This is a genomic window from Granulicella sp. L46 (genome assembly GCF_009765785.1).
Lineage (GTDB): Bacteria > Acidobacteriota > Terriglobia > Terriglobales > Acidobacteriaceae > Granulicella.
Genome location: NZ_LMUT01000002.1, coordinates 192,906 through 212,841 on the forward strand (window position 1 = coordinate 192,906; position 19,936 = coordinate 212,841).

Annotated in this window: 15 protein-coding genes; 5 read left to right on the forward strand and 10 right to left on the reverse strand. The window is 60.3% G+C overall.

Annotation, left to right across the window (positions count from 1 at the left end; genetic code table 11):
• Window positions 1-69 precede the first annotated feature (69 nt).
• Window positions 70-1,800, forward strand: a complete 1,731-nt coding sequence (locus GSQ80_RS00750; RefSeq protein ID WP_158785597.1) for a glycosyltransferase family 39 protein — start codon at window positions 70-72, stop codon at window positions 1,798-1,800.
• A gap of 34 nt (window positions 1,801-1,834) precedes the next feature.
• Window positions 1,835-4,471: a DUF3536 domain-containing protein gene (locus tag GSQ80_RS00755; RefSeq protein ID WP_158785598.1), complete on the forward strand. Its 2,637-nt coding sequence runs from the start codon at window positions 1,835-1,837 to the stop codon at window positions 4,469-4,471.
• Window positions 4,472-4,626: 155 nt separating this feature from the next.
• Here GSQ80_RS00755 and GSQ80_RS00760 read toward each other — a convergent pair whose 3' ends face one another.
• The gene (locus GSQ80_RS00760; protein ID WP_254059374.1) at window positions 4,627-5,691 is read right to left on the reverse strand and encodes a family 43 glycosylhydrolase; all 1,065 of its coding nucleotides are present in this window, start codon (window positions 5,689-5,691) and stop codon (window positions 4,627-4,629) included.
• A 56-nt stretch (window positions 5,692-5,747) separates the two neighbouring features.
• Complete coding sequence (locus GSQ80_RS00765; RefSeq protein WP_158785599.1) at window positions 5,748-6,626, reverse strand: hypothetical protein; 879 nt, start codon at window positions 6,624-6,626, stop codon at window positions 5,748-5,750.
• A gap of 267 nt (window positions 6,627-6,893) precedes the next feature.
• Here GSQ80_RS00765 and GSQ80_RS00770 point away from each other — a divergent pair, with 267 nt between their 5' ends.
• On the forward strand, window positions 6,894-7,706 hold the full coding sequence (locus tag GSQ80_RS00770; protein ID WP_158785600.1) for a hypothetical protein: 813 nt from the start codon (window positions 6,894-6,896) through the stop codon (window positions 7,704-7,706).
• A 402-nt stretch (window positions 7,707-8,108) separates the two neighbouring features.
• Here the strand turns inward: GSQ80_RS00770 and GSQ80_RS00775 are convergent, their stop codons facing one another.
• Window positions 8,109-8,471: a hypothetical protein gene (locus tag GSQ80_RS00775; protein WP_158785601.1), complete on the reverse strand. Its 363-nt coding sequence runs from the start codon at window positions 8,469-8,471 to the stop codon at window positions 8,109-8,111.
• A gap of 184 nt (window positions 8,472-8,655) precedes the next feature.
• Here GSQ80_RS00775 and GSQ80_RS00780 point away from each other — a divergent pair, with 184 nt between their 5' ends.
• A complete protein-coding gene (locus tag GSQ80_RS00780) occupies window positions 8,656-8,832 on the forward strand; it encodes a hypothetical protein (RefSeq protein ID WP_158785602.1) in 177 nt (58 codons plus the stop codon).
• Window positions 8,829-10,106: an ammonium transporter gene (locus GSQ80_RS00785; protein WP_158785603.1), complete on the forward strand. Its 1,278-nt coding sequence runs from the start codon at window positions 8,829-8,831 to the stop codon at window positions 10,104-10,106. Before GSQ80_RS00780 ends, GSQ80_RS00785 begins: the two co-directional genes overlap by 4 nt.
• A gap of 30 nt (window positions 10,107-10,136) precedes the next feature.
• Here GSQ80_RS00785 and GSQ80_RS00790 read toward each other — a convergent pair whose 3' ends face one another.
• The 7 genes from GSQ80_RS00790 to hutH form a co-directional block, all read right to left on the reverse strand.
• Window positions 10,137-11,117 carry a serine/threonine-protein kinase gene (locus GSQ80_RS00790; protein ID WP_158785604.1) on the reverse strand — a complete coding sequence of 327 codons (981 nt, stop codon included), beginning with the start codon at window positions 11,115-11,117 and terminating at the stop codon, window positions 10,137-10,139.
• The gene (locus GSQ80_RS00795; RefSeq protein WP_158785605.1) at window positions 11,118-11,918 is read right to left on the reverse strand and encodes a PP2C family serine/threonine-protein phosphatase; all 801 of its coding nucleotides are present in this window, start codon (window positions 11,916-11,918) and stop codon (window positions 11,118-11,120) included. It lies immediately after the preceding gene.
• 53 nt (window positions 11,919-11,971) lie between these two features.
• Window positions 11,972-13,774 carry an APC family permease gene (locus tag GSQ80_RS00800; RefSeq protein ID WP_158785606.1) on the reverse strand — a complete coding sequence of 601 codons (1,803 nt, stop codon included), beginning with the start codon at window positions 13,772-13,774 and terminating at the stop codon, window positions 11,972-11,974.
• A gap of 280 nt (window positions 13,775-14,054) precedes the next feature.
• Complete coding sequence (locus GSQ80_RS00805) at window positions 14,055-15,452, reverse strand: formimidoylglutamate deiminase (RefSeq protein WP_158785607.1); 1,398 nt, start codon at window positions 15,450-15,452, stop codon at window positions 14,055-14,057.
• Window positions 15,449-16,675 (reverse strand): imidazolonepropionase, encoded by a 1,227-nt coding sequence (hutI, locus tag GSQ80_RS00810; protein ID WP_158785608.1) that lies wholly within the window; start codon window positions 16,673-16,675, stop codon window positions 15,449-15,451. Before hutI ends, GSQ80_RS00805 begins: the two co-directional genes overlap by 4 nt.
• Complete coding sequence (hutU, locus tag GSQ80_RS00815) at window positions 16,672-18,330, reverse strand: urocanate hydratase (protein ID WP_158785609.1); 1,659 nt, start codon at window positions 18,328-18,330, stop codon at window positions 16,672-16,674. Before hutU ends, hutI begins: the two co-directional genes overlap by 4 nt.
• Window positions 18,327-19,853, reverse strand: coding sequence for a histidine ammonia-lyase (gene hutH, locus GSQ80_RS00820; protein WP_158785610.1), 1,527 nt, complete (start codon window positions 19,851-19,853; stop codon window positions 18,327-18,329). The genes hutU and hutH overlap by 4 nt, the downstream gene beginning before the upstream one ends.
• Window positions 19,854-19,936 lie beyond the last annotated feature (83 nt).

Genomic DNA, 19,936 nt, shown 5'->3' on the forward strand with positions numbered 1-19,936 from the left:
ATGAGGCCGGTTACGCGAACGCCACCTTGTACTGAATGCACGCCCGACACCACCCTTGCCGGAGGCTGATTGCAACTCTGTCGCAAATTCCGCATACCGGCTCTCTTCTGTGCTTTAGCCGTCCTTGCCTGCGAACTCATCGCCCGTCCCTTCACCACAATGGGTGTCGTCGACGACGGCCCCTATATCCTCATGACGCGCAATCTCGCCTCCACCGGTCACCTCGTCTACAACGGCTGGCCGGCGGCCATGCTCGGCCTGCAACTTTATCTCGGCGCAGCCTTCATCAAACTCTTCGGCTTCTCCTTCACCACCGTGCGCATGAGCACCTTGTTCATCGCCGTGCTTACAGCCTTCTTTCTACAGCGCACCCTCGTCCGTTCCGGCATCACCGAGCGCAACGCTACCATCGGCACCCTCGCTCTCGTTCTCTCCCCTCTGTACTGCATCCTCTCGGTCACGTTTATGACCGATATCTTCGGCCTCTTCGCCATCGTCGTCTGCCTCTACGGCTGCCTTCGAGCTCTGCAATCCACGTCTGACCGCTCCGCCATCCTATGGCTCTGCTTCGCCGTCGTCACCAACGCTCTCGTCGGTACCTCGCGCCAGATCGCATGGCTTGGCATCCTCGTGATGGCCCCCTCCACCCTCTGGCTGCTCCGCTCCCGCCGTCGCGTCCTACTTTCCGGAACCGTCGTCACCCTCGCCGGAGTTCTCTTCATCCTGGCCTGCGTGTATTGGTTTCGCGACCAGGCTTACATCCAGCCAGAGCATCTGCTCCCCGACGTATTTCCCCTTCCGCACATTCTCTGGGAGCTCATCTATAGCGTCCTGGACGCAGCTTTCCTTCTGCTTCCCATCGTCGCCCTGTTCCTCGCCGAAGTCCGCAGGACACGCCTTCTCGCCCTCGCCATCACCGCTGTATGCCTCCTCGGCTACATCTTTATTGCAATCCACCCCAGCCATCTGCGCGGCACCTTCCCACTCGAACCCATTCCCAAGGAGATAGGTGAATGGGTCAACGTTGACGCGATCTTTCAATTCCTCCTCATCAAGGGAGAGCCGCCGCATTATCTCCACACCGGCATGCAAATCTTGCTGACCCTCGTCTCATTCGGCGGCCTGCTCGGCCTCTTCGCCTCATTCTTCCGCCCCCGGCTCGCACATCCCTCCATGGATGTCCCCTCGTCCCTCACATGGAAGCAGCTTGCCCTTCTCCTCCTGCCATTCTCGATCGCATACACGCTTCTACTCGTCCCCCGAGCAGCAACCACCGGCATCCATGACCGCTATCTGCTTGGCCTGCTCGTCGTAGCTCTTATCTTTCTCGTCCGCTACTACCAGGAGCGCGTACACGATCGCCTGCCCGTGGCCAGCATGGTTCTGGTCGCACTCGTCGCCATCTACAGCATCGCCGTCGTGCATAACTTCTTTTCGTTCTATCGCGCCCGCGTCGCCCTGGCCTCCGAGCTCCGCGCCGCCGGCGTTCCTGACACCTCCGTCAACAACGGATGGGAGTACAACTTCGTCGTCGAGCTCCAACACGCGCCCTACCTCAACGATTCAAGAATTGTGCTGCCCGCCAACGCCTATGTCCCCCAGCCTCCCTTACCAGCAGGCACCTGTCCCATGATCTGGTACGAAAAGACTCCCCACATCCACCCGCTCTACGGCGTCTCCTTCGATCCCGACGCCTGCTACGGTCCCGCCCCCTTCGCCCCTGTCCACTACTCTCGCTGGCCCTACAGCACTCCCGGCACCCTCTACGTCGTCCGCTACGTGCCAGCCGCCAAGCCCTGACCCCCGCTCCCGCCCTTGCTATCCTTAGTAGGCGATGTCAGCAACACGAAAATCAGCCTCAACGACCGCTGCACCCCAACGTTATCTCTGCGTCCACGGCCACTTCTACCAGCCGCCGCGCGAGAACCCCTGGCTCGAAACGGTCGAGCTCCAGGAATCCGCCGCGCCCTACCACGACTGGAACGAGCGCATTACCTCCGAGTGCTATGCCCCCAACGGCGCCTCCCGTATCGTCAACGACGAGCACCAGATCATCCGCATCGTCAACAACTACGCGCGCATGAGCTTCAACTTCGGACCCACCCTGCTCAGCTGGCTTGAAGACTTCGCTCCCCGCACCTACCGCATGATCCAGGAGGCCGACCAGGCCAGCGCGACGCTCTACTCCAACCACGGCTCCGCTCTCGCCCAGGTCTACAACCACATCATCATGCCGCTCGCTTCCGAGCGCGACGCCCGCACCCAAATCCGTTGGGGCATTGCCGACTTCGAACACCGCTTCGGCCGCAAGCCCGAAGGCATGTGGCTTGCCGAAACCGCTGTCTCCCGCTCCGTCTTGGATCTCCTCGCCCAGGAACGCATCCGGTTCACCGTCCTCGCTCCCCACCAGGCCGCCCGCGTCCGCAAGCTCTCCACCGCAGATCCCGTTGCCTCGGGTCCGGATTCTCGAACCCAAGATCTTGCCCTCAAGGATCAACCTGCCGATTCCGAATGGATCGAAACCCCCGACGCCTCCGTTGATCCCACCCAACCCTATCTCGTCAAGCTCGACAACGGACGCTCGATCGCCGTCTTCTTCTACGACGGCCCGCCCTCCCGCGCCATCGCCTTCGAAGGTCTCCTCAACGACGGCGAAACCTTTGCCCGCCGTCTCCTCTCCAACTTCGATCCCGACAAGCCAGCCACCGAACCCCAGCTAGTCCACGTTGCCACCGACGGCGAATCCTACGGACACCATCACAAACACGGCGAGATGGCCCTCAGCTACGCCCTCAACTACATCAAGGACAACAACCTCGCGCGCCTCACCAACTACGGCGAGTTCCTCGAAAAATTCCCCCCTACCTGGGAGGCCGAGGTCGTCGACAACACCTCCTGGTCCTGCGTCCACGGCGTCGAGCGTTGGCGCACCGACTGCGGCTGCAACAGTGGCAAGCCCGACTGGAATCAACGCTGGCGCACCCCTCTTCGCGAAGCCCTCGACTTCCTCCGCGATCGCACCGCACCCCTCGCCGAAGCTGTCGCCAAGCCTTTCCTCAAAAATCTCTGGGCCGCTCGCGACGCCTACATCCACGTAATCCTCGATCGCTCCTCCGACAATCTCGACCGCTTCTTCGCAGCCCACGCCACCCGCACCCTCACCGCCGCAGAACGCATCACCGTCTTCGAACTCCTCGAGCTCGAGCGCCACACCCAGCTCATGTACACCTCCTGCGGCTGGTTCTTCGACGACATCTCCGGCATCGAAACCGTCCAGATCATCGCCTACGCCGGTCGCGTCATCCAGCTGGCCGCCAAGCTTTTTACTGATCCCGCCCTCTTCGGAACCGCCGCCCGTCCGGGAGCCCCGTATCTCGATCCTGAGATGCGGGAGACCGCCGCCACTCTCGAAGCCGACTTCCTCGAGATCCTCGCCCGCGCCGAGAGCAACGATCCCGATGCCGGCACCGGCGCCGACGTCTACCGCCGCTTCGTCAACGCCGGCCGCCTCGACCTCGAAAGCGTCGGCGCCCACTACGCCATCAGCTCCATGTTCCGCAGCTATCCCGATGCCGGCAACATCTTCTGCTTCGACGTCAATCGCCACTCCTACGACGTCATCACCTCCGGCCGCGGCCGCTTCGCCGTCGGCCGCGCTACCCTCTGCTCCCGCATCACCGAAGAGTGCGAGGACATCTGTTTCGCGGTCCTACACCTCGGCGATCAGAACCTCTCCGCCGCCGTAAGACGCTACACCCCGCAGGATGCCGCAGCCTGGGAAACCTTCATCACCAACGCCCGAAACTCCATCCGCCACGCCAATCTTCCCGAGCTCATTCGCTTCATCGACGGATACTTCGACAGCACCCTCTACTCCCTCACCTCGCTCTTCGCCGACGAGCAGCACCGCATCCTGCAGAGCATCCTCAACCAGACTCTTTCCGAGGTCGAAGGCTCGCTCATCCGCATCTACAACGAGCACGCGACCCTGCTCGACTTCCTCGCCGACGCCAACGTCGCCGCACCCCCGGCCCTTGCTCTCACCGCCGGCTTCGCCATCAATGCCAGCCTCCGCCGTGCCCTCGAAGCCGAAACTTTCGACTCCGCCGAGATCGCTCGCCTGTTGCGCCGCGCCGAAGTCGATCATGTCACTCTCGACAACGACCTCCTCAGCTACACCGCTGACAAGCGTATGAAGCGTGCGATGGTTCGCCTTGAAGCCGCCGCAGAACAGCAGGCGCCGCAGAACCTTGCCGTCCTCTACGAAACCCTCGCCATCGCCGAGTCCCTCCGTACCCTCCCCATGGAGGTCAACCTCTGGCAAGCGCAGAACATCTGGAACGACCTCCTCCGCCGCTCCGACGCCACCTATTGGTCACGCGAGTGGCGTGACGGCTTCCGCAAAGTAGGCCTTGCCCTCAAAATCTCCGTTGACGACCTCGTCGTCGACCTAAGCGTCCGCACCCTCTAGCCGCGCCCTAGCCCGCAACATCGTCATCTCGACCGAAGCATCGCGCCGTTGTCTTTGTGATGCGCAGTGGAGAGACCCCTGTATTGGTCTTTGCCTTTGCCCTCGCTTTTCTTTCTGTCATTCCCTCTGGGAATCTGCTTCTTCTTTACACTCATCTACTGCGCCGGCTTCTGCAAAACCTCACCCAGCCCCACCGGCTTCCCAAAATCCGGAACCCCATCCTTCCCCCACGTGAACTTCTGAATCCGCGGCGACCGCATCCCTCCGCACCCCTGTCCCGCCTCTGGATTCGCGTGATAGATAATCCAGTCCTGCTTCCCATTTGGCGACATGAAGAACCCATTATGCCCCGGCGAGTACGCATGCGCCGCCGCATCCGTGCTCAGCAGCGGATGATCAATCTTCGTCCAGCTCTTCGCATCCAACGCATCCGCATGGCTATCCGCCTCCAGCGCACCCAGCGAGTAAAAGTCCGTCCAGCACCCCGACGCCGAGTACACAATAAACATCTTCTTCCCATGCGCCAAAAACTCCGGCCCCTCATTCACATTCACATGCCGCCCCGGCAGGTCGCCATGCTTCTCCCACTCATACGTTGGCTCCGAAATCAGCGTGCGTGGCGAATCAATCGTCTGCGGATCCTTCATATGCGCAATAAACAAATCCTGCTCGCCGTCCGTCGCGCCTTTCCATCCCGACCACACCAAATAATGCTGCCCCCGTAGCTCAAACGTCGTTGCATCAATCGCCCACCGATCTGTTGCGTCGCCAACCTTCCCCAGCAGCGTCCACGTCCCCTGCATCGGATCGTCGTTGTCGTTCTCCACCACGAAGATCCTGTGCCCCGAGTTCTCTCCCGCGTCCGCGGCAAAATAAATAAACCACTTCTTTCCCCACCGATGCAGCTCTGGCGCCCACACCTCTTTCGACCACGCATGCCCCGGCTCCGGCGTCCACACCGCCTTCACCTCCGCATGGCGCAAATCCGTAATGTCCGCCGTCTTCCGCAGCGTCAGGTTCCGCCCCTCTGAATTCGAGTAGTAGTAGAACCCCTTCCAATACACCACCCAAGGATCGGGCCCGCGCTCCAGCACCGGATTCGTAAACGTGTCCGCCTTGGCTGAAGCCGCAGCCGCCGCAGTCTCTTGAGCACTCGTTTGTGCCACACCCAACGACACACCACCAACCACCAGCGCCAACACCATCCATCCCATCTTCATCGGGCCAAATCTCCTGAAAGCCATTCTAAGGACATCTGCGCCCGGCCCGCAGCCCTCTAATTTCCAGCCTTCCCGGGCGCCGGCCACACCGGACTTGCCAACTGAATCGTCATCATCGGCCCCTCGGCATACAGCGGCCCCACCTCTCGAGCGAACGTCGGCGCCTTTCCGCGAATCACCCAAACCTGAATATTCGGCGGCGCTTTCCCCACCAGCGGCGCAATCAACCCAATGGCTCCCCCCAGCACAATCTTGATCTCGTAATGCGTCGCCTTCGTCGCTACATCGACGATCGAACAATTCTCTTCGCCGAGATTTGTGATCACCAGCTTTACCACGCGCGGCTTAGGTGCCATCACCACCATCTCCACCGTCGTCCCCTGCTGCGCCGCCTGCATGTTCTGCACCACTACCGGAATCAGTCCGTTCGCCAGGTCCTCTGGCAGAGTCATGTGATCGGTCTTTACCTCTTCCTTCCCATCCTTATCCGTCGACCGCACCGTCACGTTGCCGCTCGCTGTATCGATCAACACATCCATCGGATGAGGAAACGATGGCCCCTTCTGCACATGATGATCGCTGATTAAATGAAACGTCCGACGCTGCGTGTACACAGTCGTCTCATCGTCGACGGAACCGTCCTTAAAGTGAAAAATTGTCTCCGCCGTAATCCTGCCGCCGCGCACAAACTGCAGGCTATCTCCCGAAGCCACCACGCTCCCGCCCTCGGAACGGAGCTCCAGAAATCCGTGGAAACTCCCCTGCACATACCGCACTGGCATCTCATCGGCCTGCGCTCTCGGCATCCACCCAAACAGCAGCAAAATAATCAATGACCACGCAGTCAGACATTGCGCGAAGGAGCGCAACTTCCGCGCAACAAAAAGTGAGGGTTGCTCAGCAGGACATAAGCATGGTGCGGACAAACGGTTCATGTCATCTCCATCTACAGGCGACGCAGCCTCGATGCACCTCAAGATCGCCTGCCAGAGATGCCTCCCACCGCGTACGCGCCTCAAGGTAGATGGCACTCTTCACCCCATACGTTGCACCATGCAGCACTCCAGCCCTGCGAAGCCCCCCGCGGTCCGCGTAGGACCTCGCCGCCCGCGCAGGATCGGGTTTATCCTTGCCACTAGCCCGCCAGCGTCCACCGCCTGCCGCGGAGAAGGTCGCGTCCCTTGGCCCGAATGCCGCCCCAAATGTCGCCCGAACCGCCGCCTACGCCCGAATCCCGCCACGCGAAGCCTCTCGCCATCCGCGCAGGACTCGGCCGCCACATCTTCGGACTCGGCATCATGGCCCTTGGCCTGGTCGGGCTGGTTTGGGGCGACTTCATCACCGGTCAACCCGTGCCCAATGACTTTCCCCACCGGATCGCCCTGGCCTACATCGTCGCTGCCTTCCTTCTCTGCACCGGGATCATCATGCAGTGGCGCCGCTCTGCGTCCGTCGGCGCCGCCGCCCTCGCGGCGTACTACCTCGTCATCGTCATCATCGTCATGCACGGCCCCGTACTGCTCGCCCGCTTCAAGGAGTACGGTGTCTACGAAGGTCTCGCCGAGCAGTTTGCCATCGCCGCTGCCGCCCTCATCGTCTACGCCACGACAGCCCGCATCCCAGCGCCACTTGCCGCACGCCTCACCCTCATCGGCCAACTGACCTTAGGCCTTTGCGCGCTCATCTTCGGCGGAGCCCACTTCGTCTATATGAACTTCACCGCCCCGCTCGTTCCCAAATGGCTGCCGCCCTCGCAGGTCTTCTGGGGATATCTGACCGGAGTCGCTTTCATCCTCGCAGGCCTCGCTCTCCTTTCGCGGATCCAGGCCCGCCTCGCCGCCAACCTCCTCACCGCCATGCTGGCGTCCTTCACCCTCCTGGTCCACCTTCGGATGTTGTTCACCGATCACAAACTCAAGTTCAATTGGACAGAACTCGCCATCAATCTCGCCATCCTCGGCGCCGCCTGGATCGTAGCCGACTCGTTCGCCAGTCCCAACCCGCACCACACCTGACCTTCGCTGTCCAGGCAGCACCTAACATGCACACCCTCGTCCAACCCCTGCAGCTTCCTAACCAAGGAAAGAGAATTCCCATTTCGGGATCGCCCAATTATTTTGACGGACGGTGATTTCGGTCACATGAACATGCATGTGCAATTTTGTACATTGAATGAACAGACGGGCTACGCTGAGTTCGATATGCCCAGAGTCGATGCCGTCGCCAGCACGTGGGGCGGCATACCTTTTCCACCAACCCCCACACATCAAATCCCCCCAGCCAGTCGGACCGTCATAAGTCCGAGCCTAACCATCGCGATCTGAATACTTTGGGCCAAAATTACCAGGGCGGGGCCTTGCCAGACCCATTACCCCTAAGTCGGACACCCGCCACCCCAATGGACCCACGGCGTCGCTCTATCCCTTCCAAAAGGTGATCACCAGACCGCCCGCCACAATCAGGCATCCGCCTACCCAAATCGGAGGGGTAGGCGATTGCTGAAACCGCACCTTCGCCACCACCTGCGCCACCACGAAGAACAGCGCCACATACGCTCCCAACAGCTTGCCAAAGTCCCACTGCGGCAAGTTCACGCTCCATCCGTACAGTCCCAGCACCGCGACGCCCGCCACAAACCACATCGCTCGCTGCGCACCCGACGAGCGATACAGCCCCGACTGAAAAAACGAATCCCCCAGCACCTCCAGCGATGCTGCCACCACCAGCACCACAAACGCTCCCAACGGCGAAGACACTATCTGATTCAGCACGCTCTTCATCGCACCCTCTCCTTACCCGCAAACGATTTCGAATTTGTTCGAGTCTACTAGACCGCCTCACCCGGCCAATGGCGAACCCCAGCCTCCTATTCCGGACTGCGTTACAAATACAGATACACTGGTGACTCACACCAACCACACGCAAGCCAGAGAAACTATCCCTAAGCCACAGGAGCTGCCCGTGATGTTGATCGGCTATCTATTAATGGTCTCCGGTTGGTTGCTGGTCCTGGCGTCCCTCTTCCTGCTTGCCGGCTTCGGACAGCGCTTCACCTTCGTCGTCGCCGGCCTGCTCGTCGAGCTCCTCGGTCTCACCCTCACCGCTCTCCGCTATCGCTCCCTGCAAAGAGGCCCCGAATGACCCCTGACCTCTGCCTCGTCTGCATCCTCCTCATCCCGCTCGCGGCAACCGGTCTCGCCCTCATCCATCAGGGCCTCGGTCGCTCCCGCAGCGCAGCGCACGCCATGCTCGCCACGCTCTGCTCCCTGGCCATCGCCGCCGTCGTCTTCGTCCTCTTAGGCTCCTCCTGGATGGGCTTCTCCGGAGGCCTGGCTCACACCTTCCACCTCGCCGGCAAATCCATCGACTGGCTGGGCGCGGAGCCACTCTTCGCCACCGGCTTGGCCTCCAACCCCACGCATAGCCTCTACCCAGCGTTCGTGCTCGCATTTGGCATCTTCGCCGCAGGTCTCGCCTCTCTCATCCCGATCAGCGCCGGCACTGACCGTTGGCGTCTCGCAGCCATCTGCGCAGCCAGCGCCCTCTTCGCCGCCATCATCTTCCCCGTCTTCGCTCATTGGGTATGGAGCAACGGCTGGCTCGCCCAACTCACCCCGCTCTTCGGCCTCCCTGCCTTCGCCGACCTCGGCGGAGCCGCAGTCCTCAACGTCCTCGGCGGTCTCGCCGCTCTCTCCGTAGCGTGGATTCTCGGCCCTCGCCAGGGCAAGTACGCCGACCGCATCGCCACCGCCATTCCCGGACACAACATCGTGCAAGTCCTCTTCGGCTGCATCCTCGCGCTCATCGGCTGGATCGGTCTCGACTGCGCCGCAGCCATCCTCTTCTACCGCATCACCTACGCACAGATACTGCTCACGGTCATCAACGCCGTACTCTCCGCCTCCACCGGCTGTCTAGCCGCGGTCGTCACCACCCAGCTACGCTACCGCAAGCCCGACGCCTCCCTTAGCGCCAATGGCTGGATCGCCGGCCTCGTCGCTGGTTCTGCCGGCTGCGGACTTCTCTCTCCCCTCGCGACGATCTTCATCGGCCTCATCGCCGGCACGCTCGTCACCCTGCTCGTCGAAACCCTAGAGCCGCGCCTCTTCATCGACGACCCCGGCGGCGCCATCTCCGTCCACCTCGGCGCTGGCCTGTGGGGCATTCTCGCGTTTGGCTTTTTCGCCCCAACCACCGGCCCCCGCCCAGCCCTCATCCTCACGCAGCTCATCGGAATCGCAACGCTGCTGGGCGTGATGTTCCCCCTCATCCACGTCCTTCATCGGCTACTCAACAAGTTCATCCCTTTCCGCGTAGACGCCGACGGCGACTGGCAGGGCATGGATGTTCGCGAGCTAGGCGCAGGCGCCTACCCAGAGTTCGTCGTTCACGCCGACGAGTTCGTCCCACGCTGACCACGTCCCGACCACCGCCTCATCCCCGCATCAATGGTGCCGTGAAACAAACAGCAGCAACCCAAACAGCAGCGCCGGAATCAGCGCCAACCCCGCATACAAAAGCATTCGCCGCCGCTCCGGCGATCGCCGCGTCCTCCACCGCTCCGCATCCGGTCGCGCAGCCACTCCCACCTCGTCCTGGTGCTGCAGATCGTGTGCCATCTCGCGCGCACTGGCATACCGGTTCTTCGGCTCGCGCTCCATCGCGCGATACACAATCTCCTGCAGCTGCGGCGAAATCGACGGTTCCAGCTCTCTCGGCGGCACAGGTTGATTCAGCAGCCGATCATTCATCACTGCAAATGGATTCGGCCCCGAAAACGGCACCACCCCGGTCAGCATCTCGTACAACATTACTCCCAGCGCATAGATGTCACTGCGCGAATCGCCCCGTTTGCCTCGCACCTGCTCCGGAGAAATGTAGTCGGGCGTCCCCATGCTCTGCGAAAAGTGCGCAAACGTAAGCCGCCGAGCACCCGCGCTCGCAGCAATTCCGAAGTCGATCAGGTGTATCCCGTCCGCATCATCCACCATGATGTTCTCAGGCTTCAGATCGCGATGCGCCACACCATTTGCGTGAACGTGGTCCAACGCGTCGCAGATCCCGACCATCAACTTCACCGCCCGCTCCACCGGCAGCTTCTTTTTCTCGTTTAATATCTGGCGTAGCAGCCGGCCATCCAGCCATTCCATCACCATATAAATCTGGGTGCGCTCAGGATTCGCAAAGACCTTCATCACACCCGGATGATCGATGCGAGTGCCAATCTCCTCTTCGCGCCGAAAGCGATCGAACATCGTCGGATCGCTCTCCACCTCGGGATGAGGCACCTTAATCGCAACCTGCAGCCCACTCTTCAGGTCGCGCGCGCGAAACACCGTCGCCATGCCGCTAGTCGCAACAATATCCTCCAGCTCATAGCCATCGAGCGTGTCGCCGGGACGAAGTGTAAGATTCGGCGCGATCATCTATAGCAACCTGTACGGCCGTCCACGATAAAGCCCCATCCGTTCTATCGCCTTTACACGAATCAACTGCACGCTGACGTTATCTTGGCCACCTGCCTCATTGGCCGCCGCCACCAGCGCATCCGCCGCTTTCTCCAGATCGCTGTTGCGCAGAATGATCTGCAGGATCGCAGTGTCCGGCACGTATCCATACAACCCATCCGTGCAAAGCAACAACACATCGCCCGGCAGAATATTTACCGTGAGGGTGTCCGCAGCGACAAACAACTCATTGCCCAAAGACCGCGTCAATACATGCCGTCCGTCGTGCGCGGCAGCCTCTTCCTTGGTGAGAATCCCGAGCCTCACCTGCTCAGCCGCCATCGTATGGTCCCGCGTCAGCTGCGTCCCATTACCGTTGCGAAACAGGTAGCAGCGCGAATCACCAACATGTGACACAACCGCCGAGTCGAACCGCAGCGCACACGCAACAAACGTCGTTCCCATGCGCGCACCCCGCAGCGCGGTCGCCAGCCCCGCGTCATACACCGCAGCATTGGCCTCCTGCACCAGCCGCGGCAGCAACGAGACATGCATCACACCTTTAGGAATCTTGCGGAAACCCTCAAGCGCCGTCATCACGGCAAGAGCCGAAGCAACCTCGCCCTGTTCATGGCCGCCCATCCCATCGGCCGTCGCGAAAAACCAACCCTGCGACTGCACCTGCGCCGGTCCCATGGGCAGCACATGGCCGAGCGCATCTTCGTTGTTCGACCGCACCTTTCCCGGGTCGGTTCGTTCTGCGAATTCAAGATCGAGCATAAGAGAGTCTATACGCCAGTCAGAATCAGGAAACCCAACCCCGCGCCATCAGTCTACGCCGAAGTCGGCCGCGATTCGATCAGCGCCGATTTCCCTGATGCTTTGCCCATCTTCAGGAAATGGAAGCTGCCATAAATTCCCCAAACCGCCGCAATGCTGAGCGCCAGCAGCGGCTCCATCTTCGTGCCATAGCCCATGAACGGTCCCACAAGGTAAAAGCCCATGCATGCAAGATTTGCGCACAACCCGAACAGCGGAATCGCCAGGTGCCGCACTGCATTGAACTTCGGATGCTTATGATACGCAACCATGCAAAGCGTGCAACTTAGGGCATACAGCAGAAACGTGCCAAAATTCGAAGCCAAGGTCACCGTCAAAAGACTGTTCGGCAGAGCCGCCATCTTATCGTGAGTCGTATAGCCGAAGCTTGAAAAAATCCCATGCGGAATCGCCGAAATCGCTGCCGCCGAAGGTGCTCCTCCATCGCCAAAAACTATCGCCACCGCGATACATCCGATCACAGCAGAAATCGCCGCCAAACTCCACACCGCCCGATGCGGCGTCAGGTTGTTCTTGTGCAGCAAACCAAAGCGATTAGAAACCTCCTGGTCCTTGCCCATCGCATAGGTTACGCGCGCGCCCGTATTCATGCACGAGAGCGTCGTCCCAATCAGCGCCAGCACCACCGTCGCCGCCTCCGCAAGCATGAACGTGCGCCCATGTCCTTGCCCGAACAGCGCGTCCCCGACCATCACCATCATGTCGCCAATCGGCGCCGCCGATCCCATCGCGCTCTGCATCGTGTATCCGCTATTCAAAAAATAGTTCGCAGCAAAATACTCAAAGCAATAGAACAACACCCCCTGCACCAGCAGCGACGTGATCACCGCAATGGGCACATCTCGCTTCGCATTCTTCGCTTCCCCTCCCATCGAGGTCACCGACTCAAATCCCACCAGGATCAGAATCGCAACCGTAGCCTGAATGAACACCCAGCTCCAACGATGCGGACTCACCACCGACTTCGCATCGCCATGGGTAAGAAAGTTTCCCGCCGCGTCGTGCCCCGGATAGCTGACGCGATATGGAACCGGTTTGCCACGCGCATCCAGCTGCGGCTGCGGCACTCCATTCGCGTCGCGCACAATCGTGTCTGTCGAGACCCCACCCACCATCGCCGTCGTAGTCTTGAACTCGTAGGTGTACGCTTCACCGCTCGTCGAATCAAATTGGAAAGCCACCGACCCTGGAGGATGATTCATCCGGTACCCAAGCGCCAGCACACCAAAGATCATCAACGCCGTAATCTGAATAACGTTGATGCCCAGATTAATTGCCGTCGAAGCATTCGCCCCGCGATACGCGATGTACGCGACGGCAAAGGAGAAAACCACCGCCACGCCCATCATGAACAGCATTCCAGGATTCGACGCGCTCATGAAATTCGGATATAGCGTTCCCACCAGGTACCCGCACACGATACCCATCGTCCCCACCATCACCCCTGGATAGATCCAGTAATAAAGATGAGACGCCCACCCCACGATGAACTTAGAGATGCGCGCATATTTCCAGGCGCGCTCACGGTTTAGAAACGCCTGCTCCGCAAAATAATACGAACTCCCGGTTCCTGGATAAAGCTTCGCCATCTCTGCATAACAAACCGCAGTGGAGAGACAAAGCAGCAGCGCACCAATGACCCCCATCCACATCGAAGGTCCGGTAACACCAGTTCCCGCCTGGATGAAGAACGTCAGCCAGAGAAAGGCGCCCGGCGCGATCAACGCCATAGCATTGCTGGTCAGCCCTGTAAGCCCAAGCGTCTTTTTCATCTCGACTGCAGGTACGTCCGCCATAAAACCCTCCGCGAAATTAAATCTGCTATGAGTTGTTGAAATTCGTGGATCGCTCAAGATATAGGCATCCCCACCAAGCAGCGGAAGCCCTTGTGGTCGAAACTTATGGAACAGCAATTTCTTTTACTTTCTTATGTGGCCTGAAAACGGATGATTCAACGACTCCATAGTGATTCGCAATGGAGTACCTTCACACACTTGCCCTGGGCAGATGAGCTAGTCTAACCCGAAATCGACCGCGCACCATCTGAAAATCGTGGACGCTTTGCGCACGTCCGGTCTAACCGCGTCGACCCGCGTCAGACCAGATCGCTTCATGTACTTCTTTGTATCGCGAGATGATCTCTTCCCGCAGCGGATGTGCCTGATCTTGAAGGATAAAACGCCCCCCTACAACAACGTCGCGAATCGCAGACCGGCTCATCGAAAACACCAGTGTCGAGAGCAAATCCTCCGCGGAGTTTCCTGCAATCGAGCTGTCATTTAGGTCGATCGTAATGAAATCGGCAAGCCTGCCCGGCCCAAGCGTTCCCGCTGGCACCGCTAAGGCACGCGCTCCATTCGCCGTAGCAGAATCGAAAAGATGAGCCGCCAACGTCTTCCCTCCCACCTGGTCCAGAATCGCTCGCTTCTGCTGCAACAGCCGCAAGTGATACTCCAACTCCCGCGCGTCCTCGAGCGGATCAATCTGCGCCTGGCTGTCCGACCCCAGCGCAAAACGAATCCCCGCCGCAAGCATCTCGTCCGCCCGCACAAATCCATCGCCGAGATTACGCTCCGTCGTCGGACACGAGCAGATCGTCGTCTCTGTGCTCGCCAATAGTGCAATCTCCTCCGCCGTCACATGCACCCCATGCACCGCGGTAAAATCCGGCCCAAGAATCTTCTCCCCAGCGAGCAGATCGACCGGCGTCGATCCATACTCGCGAACGCACGCCGCATTCTCCGCGACCTGCTCCGCAACATGCATGTGCACCGGAAGCCGGTTCGCCCTGGCCCACGCTGTAATTTCGCGGAGTTCGCCCAGCGGCACTGCCCGAACACTATGGGGAGCAACACCAAAATGAACGCTCGGGCGATCCGCCGAAACCTCCTTAACCAGCGCCGTCATGTTCTCGAGAAACGCCTTCGCCGATTCGTAAAAACGGCTCTGCCCCGGCTCCGGCGGCAATTCAAATCCCGCGCGAAGATAAGCCGTTCGCAGCAACACGATACGAATACCCACCGACTCCGCGGCGGCAATCACCTGCTTGCCCAGCAGGTTTGGATCGTCATAAGGTTTTCCATCCATCGCATTGTGAAGATAGTGAAACTCGCCCACAGTTGTCGTGCCCGCCAGCACCATCTCGAGGAACGCCATACGCGCAACGTCATACACCTGCTGCGGATCGAGTTTGCTCGCGGCGTAATACATCGTTCCGCGCCACGACCAGAAGTCTCGTCCACTCACGACCCGCGACTCCGCCTTTCCGCGAATCAATCGTTGAAACGAGTGAGAGTGAGTATTCACAAATCCCGGCATCAAAGCCTTGCCCGGCATCGCGACAATCGTCACCGACGAGCGATCCAACTGGTCGTCAAGCTCCAACACCAATCCTTCGGGACTGACCAGCAACTCCCCGCCCGCAACAAATTTGCCGTCGACATACAGCAACTCTGGTCGATAAAGAGTATTCATCCCCCCACCCGCCTTCCACCCACCCACACTTCACGAACAGGATTCGCACCCATCACATAAACGAGCTCGCGCCAATCCTTGGTTTGCAACACCACGAAGTCCGCAACACATCCAGCCTCCAGCCGTCCTCGATCACTCAGCCCCAGCGCACAAGCCGCATTCACTGTTCCTGCAACAATCGCCTCCTGCGCCCTCAGCCCATTCATCCGAACCGCAAGCCCCAACGCGCCCGCACTCGAATACAGTGGGCTTGAACCAGGATTCAGATCCGTTCCGACAGCCACTGCCGCACCCACATCAATCAGCCGCCGTCCCGGAGCCGCAGGAATTCCGAGATGCAACGACACTCCCGGAAGAATCGTTGCCACCGTTGCGCTAGCTGCAATAGCCTCGATCTGTGCCGCGCCTGCCGCCTCCAAATGATCCACACTCAGCGCGCCCATCCGCACACCAAGCTCGACGCCTCCGATGCTATGAAACTGGTCGCTATGCAGCTTCACCGCTAGCCCATGATTCTTCGCGCAAACAAACATCTGCTCCGCTTCCGCAACGTGCCAGGCCTCTCGCTCGACAAACACATCCACAGCACTCGCAAGCCCTCTTCGCGCAACTTCGGGAATCAGCTCCGCGCATACCTGCTCAACATACCGTGACCGCTCACCGGACTCCACAGGCGGCAGATGAATCAGAAGCGTCGCGATAATCCGCGCCTGCGACTCAGCCGCCAGCGTTGCAATCGAATCCAACATCGCAATCTCAGCAGAAATCGCAAATCCATATCCCGACTTCACCTCGATCGTCGTAGCACCGGATCGCAGCAGCGCCTCAACCCTTGGCCTCGCCAGCGCGACCAGCTCCTCGATCGAAGCCGCAGCCGTCGCTCGCACCGTGCTGCGAATCCCACCACCCGCCAGCAGAATCTGCTCATACGTCGCCCCCGCAACCCGCGCTTCAAAGTCCGCCAGCCGATCGCCAGCCCACACCGCATGGGTATGCGGGTCAATCAGCCCCGGCAAGACAGCGGCGCCACCTAGATCAAGCGTCGCCACAGCTTCGCCCGTCCAGTCGCTCCTCGCGCCCACCCAATCAATCGACCCACCAGAGATCGCCAACGCCGCATCCTGCACGACCTTGAGTTCACTCATACTCCGGCCATGTTTTGCCGACGCACCCTCAGCGGTAGCGAGCTGTGAAATTCCCGTGATGAGCAGCTCAGTCTTCATCGCACACTCGGCAGATCAAGCCCTCGTTTCGCGGCCGTCTCTTTCGCCAATTCATAGCCCGCATCCGCGTGGCGAATCACACCCATCGCCGGATCGTTGGTCAGGCACATCTTCAGCCGCTCGTCGGCCTCATCGCTTCCGTCCGCAACAGCGACGAGCCCTGCATGCTGGCTATATCCCATCCCCACGCCGCCGCCATGATGGAAGCTCATCCATCCAGCTCCGCTTGCAACGCCAGTAGCAAAGTTCAGCAGCGCCCAATCGGAGACTGCGTCCGATCCGTCCAACATTCCTTCCGTCTCTCGATAGGGGCTGGCCACCGACCCCGCATCCAAATGGTCGCGCCCAATCACGATCGGCGCACTCAACCGCCCATCCCGTACCATCTGGTTGAACAACAGCCCAGCACGATCGCGTTCCTTATATCCCAGCCAGCATATCCTCGCCGGCAAACCCTGAAACGCAATCTGCTTCGACGCAAAGGTAAGCCACTCCGTCAGCCGCTTATCCTCTGGAAACAACTCCAGCAGCGCCCGATCAGTAGCGTATATATCGGCCGGATCACCCGACAGCGCCACCCACCGAAACGGCCCGCGTCCCTCGCAAAACGAATCGCGAATAAACGCCGGCACAAATCCCGGATACGAAAACGCATCCGTCACTCCGGCAATCTTCGCCTGCGTCCGCAGATTATTTCCGTAATCAAACGCAACCGCGCCGCGCCGCTGCATCTCCAGGATCGCCCTCACATGCTGCGCGATCGCCGCCTGCACCCGCGCCACATATTCCTTCGGCTGCATCGACCGCAGCGCATTCAAATCTTCATCCGCCTTCGCCGGCGGCAGATACCCCCACAGCGGATCATGCGAACTCGTCTGGTCGGTCACCAAGTCAGGAATAAATCCCAGCTCCACCATCTTCGGCAGCACCTCAGCCGCGTTCCCCAGCAACCCGATCGACACCGCCTCCCGCTCCCGCTTCGCCGTCTGCGCCCACTGAATCGCCTCTTCCAGCGACCGAGTAGCCTTGTCCAGGTAGCGCGTCTCCAGCCGCCGCTCAATCCGTTTCGCATCCACTTCAACGCAGATACTCACGCCGCCAGCAAGCTTCACCGCCAGCGGCTGCGCCCCTCCCATGCCACCGAGCCCCGCGGTCACCGTGATCGTCCCTGCCAGCGTGTCGTTGAAGTGCAGCTTAGCCGCGCCGCGAAACGTCTCATACGTTCCCTGCAAAATCCCCTGCGTGCCGATATAAATCCACGACCCCGCCGTCATCTGCCCATACATCATCAGCCCCGCAGCATCCAGCTTGTCGAACTCCTCCCACGTAGCCCAATGCGGTACCAAATTTGAATTTGCAATCAACACTCGCGGCGCAAGACGATGCGTATTCAGCACCGCCACCGCTTTCCCCGACTGCACCAGCAGCGTCTGGTCATTCTCCAACCGGTCTAGCGTCTCAACGATCGTGTGAAAGCACTCCCAGTTGCGCGCCGCCTTCCCTCGCCCGCCATACACGATCAGCTCTTCGGGCTTCTCTGCCACTTCAGGATCGAGGTTATTCATCAGCATCCGCTTGGCTGCCTCTTGAATCCAACCCTTCGCTGTCCTGGTGCTACCCCGCGCTGCACGAACCGGAGAATATCCCTCACTCATCGAACCGCCTCCTCAACCGCAACCTGTCCAGCTTCCTGATCTCTCCATCCATCATCCGCTAAAAACTGCGCAGCCTCTTCCATCCACACAGAAAGTACGCAATCCTCCCGCCACGCCGGAACCCGCATGCGAAAGCGGCTCCGCGCCTCTTCCAGCACCGCTGTGCTCGTATCTCCACGAAGATCCAACGCCCGCGCCGCCGCCAACAACTCGATCGCGATGACCATCCGCGCCAGGTCCGCCGACTGCTCAAGCTTCAGCCCCGACGTCATACCCATACTTACAAAATCTTCCTGGTTGCCGCTCGTTGGAATCGACCCCGTCGACGCCGGCGAGGCCAGCACCCGCATCTCCGCCACCAGCGCCGCCGACGTCACCTGTGCCATCATCATCCCCGACTCGATGCCCGGTTGCGACGCAAGAAATGCGGGCAGCCCCTCATTCAAAGTCGGATTCATCAACCGCTCCGTACGCCGCTCCGAGATCCCCGCAAGCTGGCACACCGCAATCGCCAGATAATCCAGCGCCAGCGCCAACGGAGCTCCATGGAAATTGCCGCCCGACACAATCGCATCCTCGAACACCAGCGGGTTATCCGTAGCACTATTCAGCTCAACCTCGAACACTCCCCGCGCAAACTGCAGCGTGTCCCAAGCCGCGCCATGCACCTGAGGAATGCAGCGCAAACAGTACGCATCCTGAATCCGGCTGCCCTCACCCTGTGAACGCGGAATCGTACTCCCTTCGAGCAACCGCAACAGGTGCTGCGCACTCAACACCTGTCCCACATGCGCCCGCGCGGCATGCAGCCGCGCATCGAACGCCGCAGGCGTTCCCCGCAACGCCTCGATACTCAAGGCCGCCGTAGTCTGTGCGGCGTAGAAAAGGCCTTCCAATTCCTTCAGTCGGAGACATCCAATCGACAACATAGCCTGCGTGCCATTCAGCAGAGAGATACCCTCTTTGCCCTCCAGCTTCAGCGGCTCCAGTCCGGCACGCTTCATACACACCGCGGCATCCAGCACCTCGCCCTGATACTCCGCTTGCCCCTCGCCAATCAGCGCCAGCGCCATATGCGCCAAGGGTGCCAGGTCGCCGCTAGCGCCAACGCTTCCGCGCGACGGAACCACCGGCGTAATCCCGCAGTTCAACAAATCGCAGATGCGCTCCGCCACCACCGCGCGAATCCCCGACAACCCTTTGGCCAACACGTTCGCGCGGATCAACATCATGCCGCGCACCACCTTCACTGGCAACGGCGCACCAATCCCGCAACAGTGTGACCGGATGAGGTTTACCTGCATCACCTCAATCTCGTGATCCTCCAGCCGGATATTCGCCAACAACCCAACGCCCGTGTTCAGCGCATACACCGGCTTCGTACCACGCATCGCGTTCTCGACACGGTCGCGCGATCGCTGCATTTGATCCAACGCTTCGACAGCAATCCCAACCCGCTCTCGTCCTTCAGCGACAGCAACAACATCTTCGATCGTCAGCGACGCTCCATCCAAAGTAATCATGCTGTAATCCTATGGAGTCACTCGAAAGGAGGGAACTGCTCTGCTGCGGTAATATGGCAAGTACACCGTTGATTCAATGGCGA